The sequence below is a fragment of the Elioraea rosea genome (assembly GCF_007644105.1).
Lineage (GTDB): Bacteria > Pseudomonadota > Alphaproteobacteria > Acetobacterales > Acetobacteraceae > Elioraea_A > Elioraea_A rosea.
The window spans coordinates 1-17,821 of sequence record NZ_VFAC01000054.1 but is presented as its reverse complement, the minus strand read 5'-3'; the positions used below and the strand labels follow the sequence as shown (position 1 = coordinate 17,821).

Annotated in this window: 18 protein-coding genes; 10 read left to right on the top strand and 8 right to left on the bottom strand. The window is 69.7% G+C overall.

Going from position 1 to position 17,821, the window contains the following annotated elements:
* The 4 genes from FIF60_RS19885 to FIF60_RS19870 all read right to left on the bottom strand — a co-directional run.
* Positions 1-503, bottom strand: a 503-nt coding sequence (locus tag FIF60_RS19885) for a hypothetical protein (RefSeq protein WP_204251265.1), incomplete at its 3' end; no start/stop codon positions are given.
* 109 nt (positions 504-612) lie between these two features.
* The gene (locus FIF60_RS19880) at positions 613-1,932 is read right to left on the bottom strand and encodes a TRAP transporter large permease (protein ID WP_144300036.1); all 1,320 of its coding nucleotides are present in this window, start codon (positions 1,930-1,932) and stop codon (positions 613-615) included.
* On the bottom strand, positions 1,932-2,450 hold the full coding sequence (locus tag FIF60_RS19875; RefSeq protein ID WP_144300035.1) for a TRAP transporter small permease: 519 nt from the start codon (positions 2,448-2,450) through the stop codon (positions 1,932-1,934). Before FIF60_RS19875 ends, FIF60_RS19880 begins: the two co-directional genes overlap by 1 nt.
* A gap of 80 nt (positions 2,451-2,530) precedes the next feature.
* Positions 2,531-3,526, bottom strand: a complete 996-nt coding sequence (locus tag FIF60_RS19870) for a TRAP transporter substrate-binding protein (protein ID WP_144300034.1) — start codon at positions 3,524-3,526, stop codon at positions 2,531-2,533.
* A gap of 161 nt (positions 3,527-3,687) precedes the next feature.
* Here FIF60_RS19870 and FIF60_RS19865 point away from each other — a divergent pair, with 161 nt between their 5' ends.
* From FIF60_RS19865 to FIF60_RS19820, 10 genes are all read left to right on the top strand, one after another.
* Positions 3,688-4,707 (top strand): efflux RND transporter periplasmic adaptor subunit, encoded by a 1,020-nt coding sequence (locus FIF60_RS19865; protein ID WP_144300033.1) that lies wholly within the window; start codon positions 3,688-3,690, stop codon positions 4,705-4,707.
* Positions 4,708-4,710: 3 nt separating this feature from the next.
* Positions 4,711-5,964, top strand: a complete 1,254-nt coding sequence (locus FIF60_RS19860) for an ABC transporter permease (RefSeq protein ID WP_144300032.1) — start codon at positions 4,711-4,713, stop codon at positions 5,962-5,964.
* A complete protein-coding gene (locus FIF60_RS19855; protein WP_144300031.1) occupies positions 5,961-6,656 on the top strand; it encodes an ABC transporter ATP-binding protein in 696 nt (231 codons plus the stop codon). The genes FIF60_RS19860 and FIF60_RS19855 overlap by 4 nt, the downstream gene beginning before the upstream one ends.
* A gap of 188 nt (positions 6,657-6,844) precedes the next feature.
* Entirely contained in the window at positions 6,845-7,861 is a 1,017-nt protein-coding gene (locus tag FIF60_RS19850) for an ABC transporter substrate-binding protein (RefSeq protein ID WP_144300030.1), read from the top strand.
* A gap of 13 nt (positions 7,862-7,874) precedes the next feature.
* Positions 7,875-8,678 (top strand): ABC transporter ATP-binding protein, encoded by an 804-nt coding sequence (locus FIF60_RS19845; protein ID WP_204251264.1) that lies wholly within the window; start codon positions 7,875-7,877, stop codon positions 8,676-8,678.
* Positions 8,675-9,457 carry an ABC transporter permease gene (locus FIF60_RS19840; RefSeq protein ID WP_144300029.1) on the top strand — a complete coding sequence of 261 codons (783 nt, stop codon included), beginning with the start codon at positions 8,675-8,677 and terminating at the stop codon, positions 9,455-9,457. Before FIF60_RS19845 ends, FIF60_RS19840 begins: the two co-directional genes overlap by 4 nt.
* A gap of 1 nt (position 9,458) precedes the next feature.
* Positions 9,459-10,262, top strand: coding sequence for a creatininase family protein (locus FIF60_RS19835; RefSeq protein WP_144300028.1), 804 nt, complete (start codon positions 9,459-9,461; stop codon positions 10,260-10,262).
* Positions 10,255-11,637 (top strand): FAD-binding oxidoreductase, encoded by a 1,383-nt coding sequence (locus FIF60_RS19830; protein ID WP_144300027.1) that lies wholly within the window; start codon positions 10,255-10,257, stop codon positions 11,635-11,637. The genes FIF60_RS19835 and FIF60_RS19830 overlap by 8 nt, the downstream gene beginning before the upstream one ends.
* Positions 11,634-13,013: an FAD-binding oxidoreductase gene (locus FIF60_RS19825; protein ID WP_144300026.1), complete on the top strand. Its 1,380-nt coding sequence runs from the start codon at positions 11,634-11,636 to the stop codon at positions 13,011-13,013. The genes FIF60_RS19830 and FIF60_RS19825 overlap by 4 nt, the downstream gene beginning before the upstream one ends.
* A 1-nt stretch (position 13,014) precedes the next feature.
* Entirely contained in the window at positions 13,015-13,596 is a 582-nt protein-coding gene (locus tag FIF60_RS19820) for an NAD(P)H-dependent oxidoreductase (RefSeq protein WP_144300025.1), read from the top strand.
* A gap of 1 nt (position 13,597) precedes the next feature.
* Here FIF60_RS19820 and FIF60_RS19815 read toward each other — a convergent pair whose 3' ends face one another.
* From FIF60_RS19815 to FIF60_RS19800, 4 genes are all read right to left on the bottom strand, one after another.
* Entirely contained in the window at positions 13,598-14,854 is a 1,257-nt protein-coding gene (locus tag FIF60_RS19815) for a cytosine deaminase (protein WP_204251263.1), read from the bottom strand.
* Positions 14,855-14,858: 4 nt separating this feature from the next.
* Positions 14,859-15,617, bottom strand: coding sequence for an ABC transporter permease (locus tag FIF60_RS19810; RefSeq protein WP_408869879.1), 759 nt, complete (start codon positions 15,615-15,617; stop codon positions 14,859-14,861).
* Between the two features lie 83 nt (positions 15,618-15,700).
* Complete coding sequence (locus tag FIF60_RS19805) at positions 15,701-16,504, bottom strand: ABC transporter ATP-binding protein (protein ID WP_144300023.1); 804 nt, start codon at positions 16,502-16,504, stop codon at positions 15,701-15,703.
* Complete coding sequence (locus FIF60_RS19800) at positions 16,504-17,535, bottom strand: ABC transporter substrate-binding protein (RefSeq protein WP_144300022.1); 1,032 nt, start codon at positions 17,533-17,535, stop codon at positions 16,504-16,506. The genes FIF60_RS19805 and FIF60_RS19800 overlap by 1 nt, the downstream gene beginning before the upstream one ends.
* Positions 17,536-17,821 lie beyond the last annotated feature (286 nt).

Below are 17,821 nucleotides of genomic sequence, written 5' to 3'. Positions count from 1 at the left end.
GCCCCCGCGGCGGCCAGGGCCGGGTGGTAGCGGCCGAGCCCGGCGGCGAGCCGTGCGGCGAGCGGCGCGGGCGCCTGCTCCGTGCCGCGGGGCACGAGGCCCCAGCCTGCGAGCATGATCCCGCCGTCGACGGCGAGGACCGAATCCGGCTCTGCCAGGAGAAGCGCCCGCCGCAGGAGGCCCCCGGCATCGGGGTCGTCGAGCGCAGGCTGCAGGGCTGCGGTGGCTGCCGCCAGCATCCGCTCCGCCTCGGCGCGGCGTGCGGGAGAGAGCGAGGAGAGGGGAACCGGGTCGGCATCCGCCTCGCCGTACCAGCTCACCGACGCCGGCGCGCCATCGGCACCGCGGGTGATCACGGGCTCGGCGAACAGCCCCGCGCCGATGCCGCGCGCGGCAAGCAGGGCCGCGAGCTTCGCGTGCTGCTCGATCACCGGCCTGCCGGCCTCGAGCACCGGCGCGTAGGCGGTCAGGTCGGTCTTGGCGAGCAGTCTCGGCGCTGCCATGGTGGTCCCTGGTGCTGGTTCGGTCTCTCGCCGCGACGATACGCGGCCAAGCGTGGCGGTTCCACGGCGCTGCGATGGCGCGGGCCCGGTGTCGCCCCTGCGCCCGGGGTCACCGCACGTAGTCCGGCGTCAGCGTGCTCGGCAGGAACAGCGCGACGTCGGGCACCATGATCAGCAGGGCGAGCACGCCGAGCATCGGAAGCAGCATCAGGCACACGTCCTTCAACACCGCCCGGATCGAGATCCCCCCGATCGCGGCGGAGATCATCAGGCAGAGTCCATAGGGCGGGGTGACGAGGCCAAAGGCGAGCGAGACTATACCGACCATCGCGAAATGGATCGGGTGCATGCCGGCCGCGACCGAGATCGGCTGCAGGAGCGTGCCGACGATGATGATCGAGGGGATGGCGTCGAGGAAGCAGCCGACGACGAGGAAGACGAGCGCGATGAAGAACCCGGTCTCGGTCCGCGACATCTCCCAGCCGACGACGCCGGAGAGGATTACCTCGGGGATCTTGAAATAGGCGAGAAGCCAGCCGAAGGCCGAGGCGGTACCGACGCAGAAGAGCGCGGAGGACGCGAGGCGACCGGTCTCGAGAAGCGCCGTTCCCGCACCCTTGAGGTCGAGCTCGCGATAGACGAACACCGAGAGGAAGGTCGCGTAGAGCACGGCGACGGCCGCGCTCTCGGTCGGCGTGAACCAGCCGAAGATCTTGCCCCCGATGATGATGCCGGGGGTCGCGAGCGCAGGCGCCGCCTTGGCCAGGGCGCACAGTGTCTCCCGCCAGGGCGTGCGCTCATAGGTCGGGTAGCCGCGGTTCTTCGCGTAGAAATGCACCGTCGCCATCTGCACGAGCCCGATCAGCAGCCCGGGCAGGATGCCTGCGATGAACAGCCCGCCGATCGAGACGCTGAGGATGCCGCCCCAGACGATCATCAGGATCGAGGGCGGGATGATCACCGCGAGCACGGAGGAGACGGCGGTGATCGCGACGGAGAAGGAGAGGTCGTAGCCCTCCTTGACCTGGGCGTGGATGAAGATCTTTCCCTGGCTCGCGGCATCGGCTGTCGATGAGCCCGAGATGCCGGCGAAGAAGATCGACAGCACGACGTTGACCTGCGCGAGCGCGCCGGGGAAATGCCCGACGAGCGAGCGGGCGAGCGTCATCAGCCTGTCGGTGATGCCGCCGATGTTCATCAGGTTCGCCGTCAGCAGGAACAGCGGCACGGCGAGAAGGATGAAGGAGTTGAAGGCGTTGAAGGTCTCCCCGAGAAGCATCATCGGCCCGAGATGCGGCTCGATCAGCGAGATCGGCAGGCAGGCGAGGCCAAGCGCGACGGCGACGGGAACGCGCAGGAACATCAGCGTGAAGAACACGCCGAACAGGATCGCCGAAGCCTCGCCGGTCGAAAGGACGTTGCCGAGCATCAGCCGCGGCCCGTCGCGAGCGTGCGTAGGTTTGCGGCCACGCCCTCCGCGAGGAAAAGCAGCCAAACCGCGCCGCAGACAGGCCAGGCGATGTGGATCGTCCACAGCGGCAGCTCGGCAAGCTCGCTGATCCGGTACCAGGCGAAGTCGGTGAACTCCCAGCCCCACCAGAGTAGCACCGCGGCAAAGATGCCGACGCAGAGATTGGCGAAGAGATCGAGCGCGGCGCGCGCGCGGGGGCGCATGTCGGGCCAGACATCGACGACGAAGTGGTTTCCTTCGCGCACGCAGAGCATCGCACCGAGCATGATCGCCCAGACGAGGAGGAAGCGCGCCATCTCCTCGGTCCAGATGTAGTGGGGGATCAGGGCGGTGAAGCGCGAGAAGACCTGCAGGCTTACCGGGATGACGAGCACGCCGATGGCGATCGAGACAAGGACGCAGAGGATGCGGGCGATGAGCCCGTTGACGCGCTCGAGCCAGCGGAGCCCGGGAGCCGGCGGGAGATCGTTCGGCATGGGTGTCGTTCCGGAAAAATGCGGGCCGGAAAGAAGCGGGGCGGCGTTTCCGCCGCCCCGCCGCGAGGCCGGTCAGCCCCTCAGGAGATCACGCCGTTGATGCGGGTCAGGATCGCCTCCGCGCCGATTTCCTTGGCGTAGGCAGCTATCACCGGATCGACGAGCTTCTTCATCTCCGCACGTCCCTCGAAGGGGATGCGCTTCAGTCGGCCCGCGCTCTCGAGCGCGATGAGCTTCTGCTCGTCCTCGCCGCTTTCCACCTCGCGGCCATAGGCGCCTGCCTCCTTGCCCGCCTGCATGATGGCCTGCTTGAGGTCATCGGGCAGGCGCGCGAAGGTTCGCGAGGAGAAGCAGAGCGGGCGGATCGTGATCGCGTGCTGGGTCATCGCGAGGTTCGGCGCGACCTCGAAGAACCGCATCTGCTCAACGCCGGCCGCCTCGTTCTCGCCGGCTTCGATCACGTTGTTCTGGATGGCGTTGTAGACCTCGTTGTAGGCGATGACGGTCGGCGCCATGCCGGCGGCCTGGAAGGTGCGCGACCAGATCGGCGCGCCCTGGACGCGAACCTTGAGGCCCCGAAGCTCGCCCAAGTTGCGAACGACCTTGTTCGCGAAGATGTTGCGAACGCCACCGCCGGCATAGCCGATCAGCATCACCTGCGCGCGCTGCGCGACCTCCTCCGCGACCGGCTTGAACATGTCCTGGTCGAGGACGCGGTTCCAGTGCGCGAGGTCGGAGAAGATGAAGGGCGCGTCGATGAAGGGCGCGGCGCGCGAGAACGTCGACATGTGCGCGGGCGAGACGATCGCGTAGTCGACCGCGCGGCCCTGGGCCATGTACTCGAAATACTGCTTCTCGAGCCCGAGCGAGGAGTTCTTGTGGAGCACGAAGTTGATCGGCTTGCCGTAGAGCGCCTTCACGCGCTCCTCGAAGCGAACCATCGCCTTGGTGAAGGCATGGTCGTCGTTGAACTGGCTCGCGCCGTTGAGCGTGATGGCCTGCGCCTTGGCGGTGTGAACCGCGGGCGCGGCAAGTGCGATACCGCCGAGTCCGGCGAGCAATGAACGCCTGTTCATGGACTTCTCCCTCTGTCCGTTGCACCGGCTTTGGTCCCGGCTTGGCGGGCAGCATAAGCGCATCAGGGGCGGTTGTGAAACATCAGCGCGCAGGGCGGCCGGCCGCCATGGCTTGATCGAGGGCAAGGCCCGTCAGCCCGTCCGTGCTAGAGTTAGTTCTGATGCGTGGTGTGTTCCTGAAATCGGCGCTGCTCGCCGGGCTTGCTGCTGCGGCGGCGGGCGGCTGGTGGTTTGTCAACCGGCCGCCGGCGGTCGTCGCGACGGCGGTCGCCATCACCGGTCCCGCCGTCCAGGCGGTCTATGCCACCGGAACGGTGGAACCTGTGGTGTGGGCGCGCATCGGCCCCGCCGTGAAGGGCCGCATCGTCGCCATCGAGGCGGAGGAAGGCGCGCGCGTCGAACCCGGTGCCGTGCTTGCCCGCCTGGATTCCACCGTGGTCGCCGCCCAGGTGCGCGAGACGGAGGCCCGGGCGCAGTTCCTTCGCGAGGACGTGCAGCGACTGCGCCAGCTCGCAAGCCGCGACATCATCGCCCGCGCCGCGCTCGACCGGGCAGAGAGCGAGGCCAAGGCGGCAGAGGCGATAGTCGACACCTACCGCCGACGGCTCGACGACACGGTGATGCGCGCTCCCCTCGGCGGCGTGGTGCTGCGCCGCGACGGAGAGATCGGCGAGGTGGTGGATACGACCAACACCGTCTTCACCGTCGGCGAGCCGCGGCCGCTTCGCGTGACCGCCGATGTGGACGAGGAGGACATCCCCCGCGTCGCCGCCGGCCAGGCGGTGCTGATGCGCGCCGACGCGTTCGAGGGCGAGGTGCTGCGCGGAACGGTCGCCGAGATCACGCCGGCGGGAGACCCGAAGCTGAAGGTCTATCGCGTGCGCATCGTGCTGCCCGACGACACCGCGCTCCGCATCGGCATGACGGTGGAGGCCAACATCGTCGTGCGCGAGACCGAGGATGCCGTGCTCGTGCCCGACGCCGCCCTGAAGGACGGCGCGGTGTGGATTCTCGAGGGCGACAGGGTCAGGCGCCAGGAAGTCACCATCGGCGTCCGTGGGACCCAGCGCGTCGAGATCCGACAGGGGCTCCGCGTCGGGCAGCGCGTGGTGCTTAACCCGCCCGACGGGCTCGTCGATGGCGGCATCGTGCGCCTTCCCGGCGGCGCGGCGGCGCGCTGAGCGATGCTGCCGCTTCCCCTCTCGATCGCGCTCCGCCATCTCTCGAGGCGGCGGCGTCAGACGCTCGTCTCCGTGCTCGGCGTTGCGCTCGGCGTCGGCTTCTTCATCGGCATCTCTGCGCTGATGCGCGGCTTCCAGACCTATTTCGTCGCACAGGTGATCGACGTCGCCCCGCACGTGACGATCAAGGACGAGTACCGCACCCCGCGCGAGCAGCCTGCCGTGCTCGCGATGGCGGGCGGCGCGGTGTCGGTGCGCGGGGTGAAGCCGCGCGAGGAGCTTCGCGGCATCCGCGACGCGCGCGGCATGCTCGCCTGGCTCGAGCAGCAGCCCGGCGTGGCCGCAGCACCCGGCCTGCGCGGCTCGGCGCTGCTGCGCTACGGCGCGCGCGACGTCACCGCGACGATCGCCGGCATCGAGCCAGCGCGCGAGCGGCGCGTCGGCAACATCGAGAAGGACATCATCGCCGGCTCGCTCGACGATCTGCGCGCCACGGCGAACGGCATCATCGTCGGCATCGGGCTCGCCGAACGCCTCGGTGCCGCGCGCGGCGACACGATCACCGGGACGGCACCGTCCGGCGCGTCGCTCTCGTTCAAGATCGTCGGCGTCGTCGCGACAGGCATCGCGAGCATCGACAATGGCGAGGCCTACGTGCTGCTGAAGGTCTCGCAGGTGCTTCAGGACAGGCCGAACGTCATCAACGCGATCCGCATCCGGCTCGACGACGTGCGCCAGGCGGAGCCGCTCGCACGCCGCATCGAGGCCGCCTTCGGGTGGCGGACCGAGAGCTGGGAGGAGGCGAACCGCAACGTGCTGTCGCTGTTCGTCATCCAGAACGCGATCATGTTCAGCGTGGTGGGTGCGATCCTTCTCGTCGCCGCCTTCGGCATCTACTCGATCATCTCCACCGTGGTGCACGAGAAGGTGCGCGACATCGCCATCCTGAAGAGCCTCGGCTTCACCGAGGGCGACATCATGCGTGTGTTCACCATCGAGGGGGTCGCCGTCGGCGTGGCCGGGGCGCTGCTCGGCGCGGTCGTTGGCGAGGGGATCATCTTCGCTCTGGGCCAGGTGCGCTTCGAGCAGGCGGGCGGGCTGATCCGGGGAAATCAGGGCTTTATCCTGGCCCGAGAGCTCTGGCCCTACCTTGCCGGGGGCGCCTTCGCGATCCTCGCCTCCGCCGTCGCCGCGCTGATCCCCGCGCGGCGGGCCGCTGCGCTGAACCCGGTCGAGATCGTGCGCGGGGCAGCGTGACGCCGCTCCTCGAAGCGCGCGGCGTCACCCGTACCCTGCCCGGTGCGGTTCCGGTGACGCTGGTGCGCGACATCACCCTCGCCATCGGGGAGGGAGAGTTCGTCGCCGTCACCGGCCCGTCGGGCTCGGGCAAGTCCTCGCTCCTCTACCTCCTCGGGCTGCTCGACAGGCCGACGGAGGGGCGCGTGCTGATCGAGGGCCAGGACACGGCCGGACTGTCCGCTGGCGCGCTCGCCCGGCTCAGGCGCGAGCGCCTCGGCTTCGTGTTCCAGTTTCACTTCCTGCTTCCCGAGTTCACTGCTCTCGAGAACCTGCTGCTGCCGATGCGGCGCGCGGGGCTTGAGGCGGAGGCGGCACTGAGGGCCCGGGCGGAGTGGCTTCTCGAACGCTTCGGCCTCGCCGATGCGATGCGGAAGTACCCCGAGCAGCTTTCGGGCGGCATGCGCCAGCGCGTGGCCGTCGCCCGCGCTCTCGCCAACGACCCGGCCCTCGTGCTCGCGGACGAGCCGACGGGCAATCTCGACAGCGTCAATGCCGCAGGAATGTTCGACCTGTTCGAGAGTCTCGTTTCCGAGCATGGGCGGAGCATCGTCGTCGTCACGCACGACCCGCACCTCGCGGTCCGCGCGGGGCGGCAGGTCCGGCTCGTGGATGGACGGATCGTCGAGGATACCGGCGCGGTGCCTGCCTAAGCCTTGGGCATGTGCCGGAAGGCGCGGCAGGGGCGGAGCGGCACCCGGCGGCACCGCGCGGGGCCTGGCCCGGCATGGCCGTTGCTTGACGGGGGGGCTGCTGCTAATCGGCGCCCGCCAAGGCGAGCGGGCCTGGCAGCGTCCTGCGCGACGGCGCTCGAACGACGATCCTGGGAGGGGTGGACATCATGGCCTTCATTCGCCGCATCGCCGCGGGGCTCGCCCTCGGCGCAGCGCTCTCCGCCACTCCCGCGGCCGCGACGGACGTGAAGTTCAGCCTCGACTGGGCCTTCCAGGGCCCGCAGGCGCCGTTCCTGTTCGCCCTCGAGCGGGGCTTCTTCCGCGACCAGGGCCTGAACGTGACGATGGACCGCGGCTTCGGCTCGGGCGACGTGCCGGTGAAGGTCGCTGCCGGGGCCTACGATGTCGGCATCGCCGACATCAACCCAACGATCCGCCTCAAGCTCGACAACCCCGACAGCCCGCTCTTCACCCCCTTCATCATCTACGACGCGACCGCGCTCGCGGTAATGACCGTCCGCCGCCAGAACATCGCCCGCCCGCAGGACCTCGCTGGCAAGACCATTGCCGCGCCGGAGACCGATTCGGGCCGGCAGCTCTTCCCCGCCTTCGCCCGCGCCGTCGGCATCGACCCGGCCTCGGTGCGCTGGCTCACCGTCTCGCCGCAGCTTCGCGAGACGATGCTTCTGCAGGGCCAGGCGAACGCGATCACCGGGTTCATCACCTCCGGCGGCATGTCGATCCGCGCAGCCGGCGTGGCGGAGCAGGACCTCATCACCTTCAAGTACGGCGATGTCGGCGTCGACCTCTACTCGACGAGCCTGATCGTCACCCGCCGCTGGGCGGAGGCGAACCCCCGCGCGGTGACGGGTCTGATCACCGGCATCATCCGTGGCCAGGTCGAGGCGCGCCGCGACCCGCAGGCGGCGATCGCGGCGCTGAAGCGGCGCGACCCTCTGATCAACGAGGCGGTTGAGCTCGAGCGCATGCAGCTCGGCTTCCGGGAGCTCACCTTCACCCGGCACGTTCTCGAGAACGGCTTCGGCAAGGTGGATATGGAACGGCTGCAGCGCAGCATCGACATCGCGCGCGAGGCCTTCGGCATCTCGCGCACGCTCGCTGCCTCCGAGGTGTACGACCCGAAATACCTGCCCGAGCCTGCCTCACTCGCTGTACCGCGCTAGGACGCTCGGTGACGTGACCGACAGCGCCGCGCGCTTCGTCGCCCTGGAGGGGGTGAGCCTCCGCTACGGCGGCGAGGGCGGCGGCACGCTCGCGGTCGCGGGGCTCGACCTCGCCATCGCCCGCGGCGAGTTCGCCGCGGTCGTCGGCCCCTCGGGTTGCGGCAAGTCGACGCTGATGAAGCTCGCGACGGGGCTCGCGCCGGCCTCGGAGGGTGCGGTGATCGTTGCGGGACACGAGGTGACGGGGCCGCTCAAGATCGTCGGCATGGCGTTCCAGAACCCGACGCTGCTGCCCTGGCGGACGACGCTCGACAACGTGCTCCTGCCGCTCGAGATCGTCGAACCCTACAAGAGCAGCTTCCGGCGCGACCGAGAGAAGCACGTCGCGCGCGCCAAAGCGCTGCTCGCCACCGTCGGTCTCTCGGGCTTCGAGGCGAGGTATCCCTGGCAGCTTTCGGGCGGGATGCAGCAGCGCGCGAGCCTCTGCCGGGCGCTGATCCACGAACCGGCGCTGCTCATGCTCGACGAGCCCTTCGCCGCGCTCGATGCCTTCACGCGCGAGGAGCTCTGGGCGGTCCTGCAGGCGTTGTGGATGGAGCGGCGCTTCACCTGCATCCTCGTCACGCACGACCTGCGCGAGGCGGTGTACCTCGCCGACACGGTGCACGTGATGAGCGCGCGGCCTGGCCGGGTGATCGAGACGCGGCGGATCGACCTGCCGCGCCCGCGCGACCTCGAGGCCTCCTTCGCACCGGAGTTCGTCGGCATCGTGCATGATCTCCGCGCGCGCATCGCAGAGGCGAGGGCCGCCGCATGAGCCCCCGCCTTCAGGCGACGCTGATGCCCTGGCTTGTCGTCGCGGGGCTGTTCGCGGCGTGGGAGCTTCTCGTGATCGTGGCCGGGCTGCCGCCCTTCGTCCTGCCCGCGCCGACGGCGGTGTTCGCCGCGCTCGCGGAGTTCGCCGGCCCCATCACGCACCACGCGCTGCACACGCTCGGCACCACGGTGGTCGGCTTCGCTCTCTCGGTCGCTGGCGGCGTCGCGCTCGGCGTCGCGGTGGGGTCCTCCGCGGTCGCCTATCGCTCGCTGTTTCCCGTGCTCATCGGGTTCAACTCGATCCCGAAGGTCGCGATCGTTCCAGTGCTGATCATCTGGTTCGGCATCGGCGCCGTGCCGGCGATCATCACCGCCTGCCTGATCAGCTTCTTCCCCATCACCGTGAATGTCGCGACAGGGATCGCCACGCTCGAGCCCGAGTTGCGCGACGTCCTCCGCAGCCTCGGCGCGAGCCGGCTCGACATCCTCCGCAAGGTCGGGCTGCCGCGCGCGGCGCCCTACTTCTTCGCTTCCCTCAAGATCGCCATCACGCTCGCCTTCGTCGGCTCGATCATCAGCGAGACGGTGGGTTCCAACGAGGGCGTGGGCTACCTGATGATCCAGGCCTCCTCGCGCTTCCAGATCCCGCTCGTGTTCGCGGCCCTTCTCGTCGTCGCGGCCATGGGGGTGGCGATGTACTTCGTCTTCGCCATCCTCGAGAGGCGCATGACCTTCTGGGCCACGCGCGGCGTCGATGCCGGCTACGCGACGGGGGGGTGAGATGGCAGGGCGGTACTGGCACGAGCTTACCTCCGCCGAGTTCCGCGCGCTCGACCCTGCGCGCACTGTTGCGGTGCTCCCGATCGGCGCGACGGAGCAGCATGGGCCGCATCTGACGGTTTCGGTCGACACGACGATCAACGAGGGCATCGTCGCCCGCGCCCTGCCTCTGCTTGCCGACGATCTCCCCGTTCTCGTGCTGCCAACGCAGCCGATCGGCGTGTCGGTCGAGCACGACAGGTTCCCGGGCAGCCTGCACCTCTCGCCCGAGACCGCCATCGCTGCCTGGACGGAGATAGGCGCCGCCGTCGCCGCCTCCGGTGTGCGCAAGCTGCTCATCTTCAACTCGCATGGCGGGCAGCCGCAGGCGGCAGAGATCGTCTGCCGGCGGCTTCGCATCCGCCACCGCATGTTCGCCGCGACTTGCATGTGGAACCGCCTCTCGCCCCCCACCGGCCTCGTTCCGGCGGACGAGCTCCGCTTCGGCATCCATGCCGGACAGGTGGAGACGGCCGTGATGCTCGCGCTCGCGCCCGATCGCGTGCGGATGGAGAAGGCGAGGGACTTCGCCAACACCACGGCGGCCTGGGATGGCAATGCAGGGCTTCGCGCCGGCGGGGCCGTCGCCTTCGGCTGGCAGGCGCAGGACCTGAACGGCGCGGGCGCAGTGGGCAATGCGGCGGCGGCGACGGCCGGGCTTGGCGAGGCGGTGCTCGACCGCGCCGCGGCCGGCCTCGCTGGCCTGCTTGCCGAGATCACCGCGCTCGACCTCGACGCCTGGCTCAAGGAGACGCCGGATGCATGAGACGCTGTCGCCGCGCATCGAGGCGCTTCTCGCCGAGCTTCCCGGCATCGAGGCGGAGACCGACCCGGTTCTCGTCCGGCTGAAGAGCCGCGACTTCTACTGGTACAGCCCCGTCCTCAAGCCGCAGCTCGACGGCAAGCGCGGCGAGGTGGTGATCCGTCCGCGCGACGAGGCTCAGGTTCTCGAGGTTCTCGCCGCCTGCGTGCGCCACCGCATCCCCGTCGTGCCGCGCGGCGGCGGAACCGGCAATTACGGGCAGGCCGTGCCGCTCGAGGGCGGCGTAATCCTCGACATGACGGCGATGGAGAAGATCCTCTCCTTCGAGGGCGGCATCACCGAGGTCGAGGCCGGGGCGACGCTGATGCAGGTCGATGCCTGGGCGCGGCAGCAGGGCTGGGAGCTTCGCCTCTGGCCCTCGACCAAGCGCACCGCGACGGTGGGCGGCTTCGTCGGCGGCGGCGGCGCGGGCGTGGGCGGCATCGCGCATGGCACGCTTCGCGAGCCGGGCAACCTCGCCGGCGTGACAATCGCGACGATGGAGGATCGGCCAAGGCTGCAGGAGCTTGCCTGGGGCAAGGCCGCCGCGGTCAACCACTGCTTCGGCACGACGGGCGTCATCACCCGTGTTCGCCTGCCGCTCGCGCCCGCGATGGCCTGGCGCGACATCGCCGTGAGCTTCGCCGACTTCGCCTCCGCCGCCGCCTTCGGCCTCGCGCTCGGCATGGCGGACGGCATCGCCAAGAAGATGTGCGCGGTGATCGACTGGCCGCTGCCTTCGTTCTTCAAGGGCCTCGCCGAGCTCCTCCCCGAGGGGCGGCCCGTGGTTCTCGCCATGGTCGCGCCCTGCGCGATGGGGGCGGTGGCCGATCTCGTCGCAGCGCATGGCGGGGAGATCGAGGCCGAGCAGGATTTCGCCGCCGCCGAAGCTGCGGCCGAGCTCACGCCCTTCTACGAGTTCACCTGGAACCACACCACGCTGCAGGTGCTGAAGCGGGACAAGGGCGTGACCTACCTGCAATGCCTCTTCCCCGCAGGCCGCACGCTCGAGACGGTCGCTGCCATCCGCGATCGTTTCGTCGATGAGCTCTGGATGCACACCGAGGTCGCCCGCTTCGGCGGCCAGGTGACGATGAGCGCGCTTCCCGTCGTGCGTTGGACGACGCGCGAGCGCCTGTGGGAGATCATCGCCGCCTGCGAGGCGGAGGGCGTCGCGGTCGCCAACCCGCATGTCTATACGCTCGAGGAAGGCGCGCGCTGGAAGCTCGTCGGCGCCGACAGGCTCGCCTTCAAGCATGCGGTGGACCCGCACGGGCTCCTGAACCCGGGCAAGATGACGAGCTTCACCCCGCGCGCGGGGCAGGAGGCGGCGGAATGAGTGACGTGGCCACGCTGATCGCCGGTCTCGGTGACATCCCTGTCGAGACCGACCGGGCACTCGTGCGGCAGAAATCGCGTGACTTCTTCTGGTACTCGCCGGTGCTGAAGCGGCAGCTCGACAAGCTCTCTGCCGAGGCCGTCGTCAGCCCGCGCAACGAGAAGGAGCTTGCCCGTGTGCTTGCCGCCGCCGTCGCCGAGCGCGTTCCCGTCACGCCGCGCGGCGCGGGCACGGGCAATTACGGCCAGGCCATGCCGCTTCGGGGGGGCATCGTGCTTGATCTCTCCGGCCTCGATGCCGTGCTCTGGACCAAGCCCGGCGCGGTGCGCGCGCAATGCGGCGCGAAGCTGATCGACATCGATGCGGCGACCCGGGCGGAGGTCGGCGCAGAGCTGCGCTTCCACCCCTCGACGCGGCGCACAGCGACGATCGGCGGCTTCATCGCCGGCGGCTCCTCCGGCATCGGCTCCTGCACCTGGGGCATCCTGCGCGAGCCCGGCAACATCCTTGGGCTCAGGCTGATGACGATGGAGGCGAGCCCGCGCGTGCTCGAGCTGCGCGGGCCGGACATCCAGAAGGCGAACCACGCCTACGGAACGAACGGCATCATCACCGAGGTGGAGATGCCGCTGAGCCCGGCATGGGACTGGGTTGACGTGATCGCGGGCTTCGACGACCTCGCGTCTGCCGCGCGCTTCGCCGATGGCTTCACGCGGCAGGACGGGATCGCCAAGAAGCTCGTATCCGTCATCGCCGCGCCGATCGCCCAGAGGCACTTCAAGGCGCTCGACGGCCTCCTGCCGGAGGGGAAGGCGATCGTCCTGCTGATGGTCGCCGAGCCATTCCTCGAGTTCCTGCCCGGCCTTCTCGAAGCCGAAGGGGGCGTCGAGCTTCACCGCGTGCCGACCGAGGATGCGCCCGTTCCCCTCTACGAGCACAGCTGGAACCACACCACGCTGCAGGTTCTGAAGACCGACCGGTCCGTCACCTACCTCCAGACGCTCTTTCCGGCACCGGATCATCTCGCCAAGGTCGCCGCGATGGACGCGGTGTTCGGGGACGAGGTGCCGATGCATCTCGAGTTCGTGAAGCTTGGCGGGGAGGTGTGCTGCTTCGGGCTGCAGCTCGTCCGCTTCAGCACCGAGGCCCGCCTCGCCGAGATCATCGAGACGCACGAGGCGGCCGGCTGCCCGATCTTCAACCCCCATGCCTTCACGCTCGAGGAAGGGGGGATGAAGAAGGTCGATACGCTCCAGCTCGCCTTCAAGCGCGAGGCCGACCCGCACGGCCTGCTGAACCCCGGAAAGATGCTCGCCTGGGACAATCCTGGCTGGACGCCGCGCGAGCAGGTGCATCTCTTCGAGACGCGCGGCTGAGGTGCGCGTCCTCGTCGTCCATTGCCACCCGCGCGAGGACAGTTTCTGCGCCGGGCTGCGCGACGCGGTGCTCGCGGGGCTCGGCCGGGCAGGGCACGAGGCAGACCTTCTCGATCTCTACGCCGAACGGTTCGAGCCAGCCCTGAGCGCGGAGGAGCGCGGCCGCTACCACGACGAGAGCGAGAACCTCCGCGGCATCGAGGACCATGTCGCGCGGCTGAAGGCGGCGGACGCGCTCGTCCTCGTCCACCCCACCTGGTGGTACGGCATGCCGGCGATGCTGAAGGGCTGGTTCGACCGTGTGTGGGTTCCGGGCGTCGCGTTCCGCCTCGGCCCAGGTGCGATCGAGCCGATGCTGACCAACATCCGCCGCATCGCGGTCGTGACGACCTATGGCTCGCCGCGCTGGCTGCTCTGGATCATCGGCCATCCTGACCGGAAGCTGATCGGCCGCGCCCTGCGCCGGCTCTGCGCCAGGGGCTGCCGGCTGGAGTGGCACGCGCAGCACAGGATGGACCAGGTCGGCCGGGCGAAGCTCACCGCGTTCCGCGACCGCGTCGAGGCCGCCTTCGCGCGCTGGTAGATCAGGCGAAAAGGCGGTCGAGCTCGGCGTAGTCGGGCAGGGCGGTGTCGATGGTACGGCCCGCCCGCAGCACGATCCGGTCCCCCTGCTGGCGGGAGAGCGCCTCGTGCCAGGCGCGCGCGCGGAGGATGACGAGATCGGCCGGCCCACCTTCGCGGATCGCCGCCTCGCGGCCCATCACGCGCGCGGGCGTCGCCGCCACCGCATCGGGCCAGCGCCCGATCGGGTGGTCGAGATGGGCGATGCGCACCGCCTCGCGGAACACCTCGAGCATGTCGTGGTCGCCATAGGCGTAGAACGGGTCGCGGCAATTGTCGGAGGCCACGGAGACGGGCACGCCTGCGGCGGCGAGCTCGTGCAGAAGCGTCACGCCACGCCAGCGCGGCGTCCGGCGGGCCCCGCGCGACTGCAGGTACATGTTGCACATCGGCAGCGACACCACGCTGATGCCGGCCTCTGCGACGAGGCGGATCGTCTCCGCGATCGCCGCGTCATTCTGAAGGGCGAGCGAGCAGACATGGCCGACCTGGAGGTGCCCCTTGAACCTTCGCCTGATCGCGGTGCGCGCGACCACGGGCAGGGTCGCCGCCTCCGCCGCGTCGTTCTCATCGACATGCAGGTCGAGATCGAGGCCTCTGGCCTCGGCGAGCGCGAAGCAGCGATCGAGCAGCTGCTCGAACTCCTGCGTGATGCCGCCTTCGGCGCGGGTGACGAAGCCAAGGATGCCGCCATGCTCGGCAACGAGATCGGCGATCGCCTCGCCCTCGTCTCCGGCGAAGCGCTCGATCGGGCAGATCGACACGGCCTGCAGCGCGATGCGCCCCGACCAGGCGTCGCGCAGCCGCGAGAACACCGCCCAGCTCTCCCGCGCATGCGGCAGGTACGTGTCGAGATGCGTGCGGATCGCGCCGGTGCCGTGCGCGTAGGCGCAGCGGAGGCCGAACGCGAACCGGGCCTCCATGTCGTCGGCTGACCAGCTCTTCTCGCGGTCTCCCATCACCGCGGCGAGGGCGCCCGCGAAAGTGCCGTCGGGGTTCGGGCTGCGCGGCCAGATATGGCCCTTGTCGAGATGGGTGTGCACGTCGACGAAGCAGGGAAGCGCCATCGCGCCGCGGAGATCGGGGCCTTCCTCCGCAGTTCCGGCCGGTGCCAGCGAAGCGATCAGCCCGTCTCGGATGCAGAGGTCGGCCCGCGTGCCGTCAGCCAGCGATGCGTTGCGGAGCCAGTAGTCGGACGCGTCCGGGATCATGGTCCACATCGCCTCAGCCCTCGCGCCGCATCGCGCTCTCGTGCCAGCGGCGGAGCGCGAGGTGCTGGATCAGCGAGAGGGCGAGGAAGATCGCGATACCCGCGATGCAGATCAGGAAGAGGGCTGCGAACATGCGCGGGATCTGCAGCTGGTAGCCTGCCTCGAGGATGCGGTAGGCGAGGCCGGAGGCACGGCCGCCCGTGCCTGCGACGAACTCGGCGACGATCGCGCCGATCAGCGCGAGCCCGCCGGAGATGCGGAGCCCCGCCAGGAAATAAGGCATCGCCGCAGGAAGCCTCAGATGCAGAAGCGTCTGGAGCCGGCTTGCGCGATAGAGGCGGAACAGGTCGACGAGGTTGTGGTCGACGCTGTTCAGCCCGAGCGTGGTGTTGGAGAGGATCGGGAAGAAGGCGACGATCCAGGCGCAGATCAGCAGCGCGAGCCGGATGTCCTCCACCCAGATGATGATCAGCGGCGCGATGGCGACGATCGGCGTCACCTGCAGGACGACGGCGTAGGGAAACAGCGACAGCTCGACCCATTTCGACTGCGCGAACAGGATCGCGAGCGCGAGCCCCGCCGCGGCCGCAACGGCAAGTGCTGCGAAGGTGATCTGCAGCGTCACCCAGAGAGAAACGGAGAGGGACGGCCAGTCGCGCAGCAGCGTCGCCCAGATCACACTCGGCGAAGGCAGCACATAGGGCGGGATCTCGTTCGCCCGCACCGCCCATTCCCAGGCGCCGAGCGAGAGCGCCCCGATCAGCACCGGCATCAGGATGCGCGGCCAGGCTTCCGCAGCGACGCCGAGGACGCGCCGGACGGGAAGGGGTGTCGGCGCCTCGCCTGGGGCAAGCGTCATGCCGCGTGCCGTCCCTCGATCGCCTTGCCGAGCGCGAGGCTCACGGTTCGGCAGAGGGCGGCATACTCGGCAGAGGTGCGGAACGCCTCGCCGCGCGGATAGGCGGCGGGAACGGCGATCTCGGTCTCGATCCGCCCGGGCCTTGCGGCCATCACCGCGATACGGCGGGAGAGATAGACGCTCTCGAACACCGAATGCGTGACGAACACGACGGTGAAGCCCGTCTCCTGCCAGATCTCGAGAAGGTCGTTGTTCAGGCGGAACCGGGTGATCTCGTCGAGCGCCGCGAAGGGCTCGTCCATCAGCAGGATGTCGGGGCGGGTGACGAGCGCGCGCGCGATCGAGACGCGCATGCGCATCCCGCCAGAGAGCGCGCGAGGATAGGCGCGCTCGAAGCCGCCGAGGCCCACGCGGGCGAGCGCCTCGGCCGCGCGGGCCTCACGCTCGCTCCGCGCCACGCCCTCGAGCTTCAGAGGCAGCGCGGCGTTGGCGAGCGCGGTCGCCCACGGCATCAGCGTCGGCTCCTGGAACACGAAGCCGAGGCGGGGCTCGGCCACGCCCTTCGCGTCATGCGGCGCCGACGGCCAGTCGATCGCCCCGGCCGAGGGGGCGGTGAGCCCGGCGATCATGCGCAGAAGCGTCGACTTGCCGCAGCCGGAGGGCCCGAGGAGCGAGAGGAAATCGCCGCGCCCGATGCCGAGATCGACGCCGCGCACGGCGAGCGTTCCCGCCGCATAGCGCTTCTCGACCCCGCGCAGGACGACGAGCGGGCGCCCTCCCTGGGCGCCGCCCTCCTGCATCAGAGACCGACCCGCTTGTTCACGAAGTCGAGGCTGTAGGCGTTCTGGATTGCGAGACCCGCGGGGTAGACGCCGGCGGCCACCATCGTGTCGTAGAAGCTCTTCCACCGCTCATGCGTCATCGCACCGATGCCGAGGCGCTCGGCGTCACCCGACAGGACGATGCCAGAGCGGTTCATCGCCTCGATCGCGTAGTCGATCTTCGCCTGGTCCATCTCCGGGTTGTCGCGGATGATCAGCGCGTTCGCCGCGGCGATGTCCTGGCGCCGCATGTACTGCGTCCATCCCTCCATCGTGGCATCGACGAAGCGCTGAACGAGGTCCCGCTTCTCGGTGACCATCCGGCGCGAGATATCGATCGTCGTCTGGTAGTTCTCGTAGCCCGCATCGGCGATCAGAAGCACGCGCACATTCGCCCCGGCCTGGCGCGCGGCGTAGGGCTCGGAGGAGAGGAACCCCTGCTGGATCGCCTGCTTGTTCGCGAGGAACGGCCCGAGATTGAAGGTGTAGGGGCGGATCTGATCATCGGTGAAGCCGAACTTCGCGCGCAGGAACGGCCAGAACGTCACCCGCGCCTCGGCGCCGATGAGGATTGGCCTGCCCTTCTTCTTGTCGAAGCCGTCGAACCCCGCCTCCTCGTGCGAGATGAGCACCTGCGGGTCCTTCTGCATCACCGCGCCGATGGTCAGGAACGGGATGTTCTCGCGCACGTAGTTCAGAGCCTGGAAGCCGTTCGACATGATCATGTCCACGCGGCCGGCGAGAAGGAGCTGCGCGGGGTTCTGCTGCGGCCCGCCCATGCGGAGCTCGCAGTCGATTCCGTAGCGTCGGTAGATCCCTGCCGCGACCGCCTGGTAGTAGCCGCCATGCTCGGCCTGGGCGCGCCAGTTCGTCTGGAAGGAGACCTTGTCGAGGTTCTGCGCGCGTACCCCGCGCGCGCCGGGCAGGGCGACGAGCGCGGCCCCGGCGGCGAGGCCGAGCGCGCCACGGCGCGAGAGGGCCGCGCGGTCGATCACGTAGCGTGTCTTCATCAAGCCGGTCTCCTGCCAGAGCGATGCATTCCCGCCACGGAGGGTGGGCGCGCGCCACCGCCGCGCAACCCCCGTCGCCGATGCCGTGCTTAGCAAGCCGCACGCCAGCGATCCATGCGCGATGCCGCGGCCCGGCACCGTCGCCCCTGCCCATGCGGCGGGCAGCGCGCCGGCAGGAGAGGCAGCCGATTGCGCGCGGCCCGCAGCGCGGCCACTGTCTCGTGGCGATGATGCCCTGCCCCTGCTGCCGGCCGATCCGCCGCCGCGCCGTGCTCGCCGCCGCGCT

Bases quoted from the DNA above. Each gene is read 5' to 3' on its own strand.
- FIF60_RS19840 (WP_144300029.1), top strand. From the start codon at position 8,675: ATGAGCCCCCGCCTTCAGGCGACGCTGATGCCCTGGCTTGTCGTCGCG.
- FIF60_RS19825 (WP_144300026.1), top strand. From the start codon at position 11,634: ATGAGTGACGTGGCCACGCTGATCGCCGGTCTCGGTGACATCCCTGTC.
- FIF60_RS19830 (WP_144300027.1), top strand. From the start codon at position 10,255: ATGCATGAGACGCTGTCGCCGCGCATCGAGGCGCTTCTCGCCGAGCTT.
- FIF60_RS19880 (WP_144300036.1), bottom strand. From the start codon at position 1,932: ATGCTCGGCAACGTCCTTTCGACCGGCGAGGCTTCGGCGATCCTGTTC.
- FIF60_RS19835 (WP_144300028.1), top strand. From the start codon at position 9,459: ATGGCAGGGCGGTACTGGCACGAGCTTACCTCCGCCGAGTTCCGCGCG.
- FIF60_RS19850 (WP_144300030.1), top strand. From the start codon at position 6,845: ATGGCCTTCATTCGCCGCATCGCCGCGGGGCTCGCCCTCGGCGCAGCG.
- FIF60_RS19875 (WP_144300035.1), bottom strand. From the start codon at position 2,450: ATGCCGAACGATCTCCCGCCGGCTCCCGGGCTCCGCTGGCTCGAGCGC.
- FIF60_RS19815 (WP_204251263.1), bottom strand. From the start codon at position 14,854: ATGTGGACCATGATCCCGGACGCGTCCGACTACTGGCTCCGCAACGCA.
- FIF60_RS19800 (WP_144300022.1), bottom strand. From the start codon at position 17,535: ATGAAGACACGCTACGTGATCGACCGCGCGGCCCTCTCGCGCCGTGGC.
- FIF60_RS19870 (WP_144300034.1), bottom strand. From the start codon at position 3,526: ATGAACAGGCGTTCATTGCTCGCCGGACTCGGCGGTATCGCACTTGCC.
- FIF60_RS19865 (WP_144300033.1), top strand. From the start codon at position 3,688: ATGCGTGGTGTGTTCCTGAAATCGGCGCTGCTCGCCGGGCTTGCTGCT.
- FIF60_RS19810 (WP_408869879.1), bottom strand. From the start codon at position 15,617: ATGCCGGTGCTGATCGGGGCGCTCTCGCTCGGCGCCTGGGAATGGGCG.
- FIF60_RS19805 (WP_144300023.1), bottom strand. From the start codon at position 16,504: ATGCAGGAGGGCGGCGCCCAGGGAGGGCGCCCGCTCGTCGTCCTGCGC.
- FIF60_RS19860 (WP_144300032.1), top strand. From the start codon at position 4,711: ATGCTGCCGCTTCCCCTCTCGATCGCGCTCCGCCATCTCTCGAGGCGG.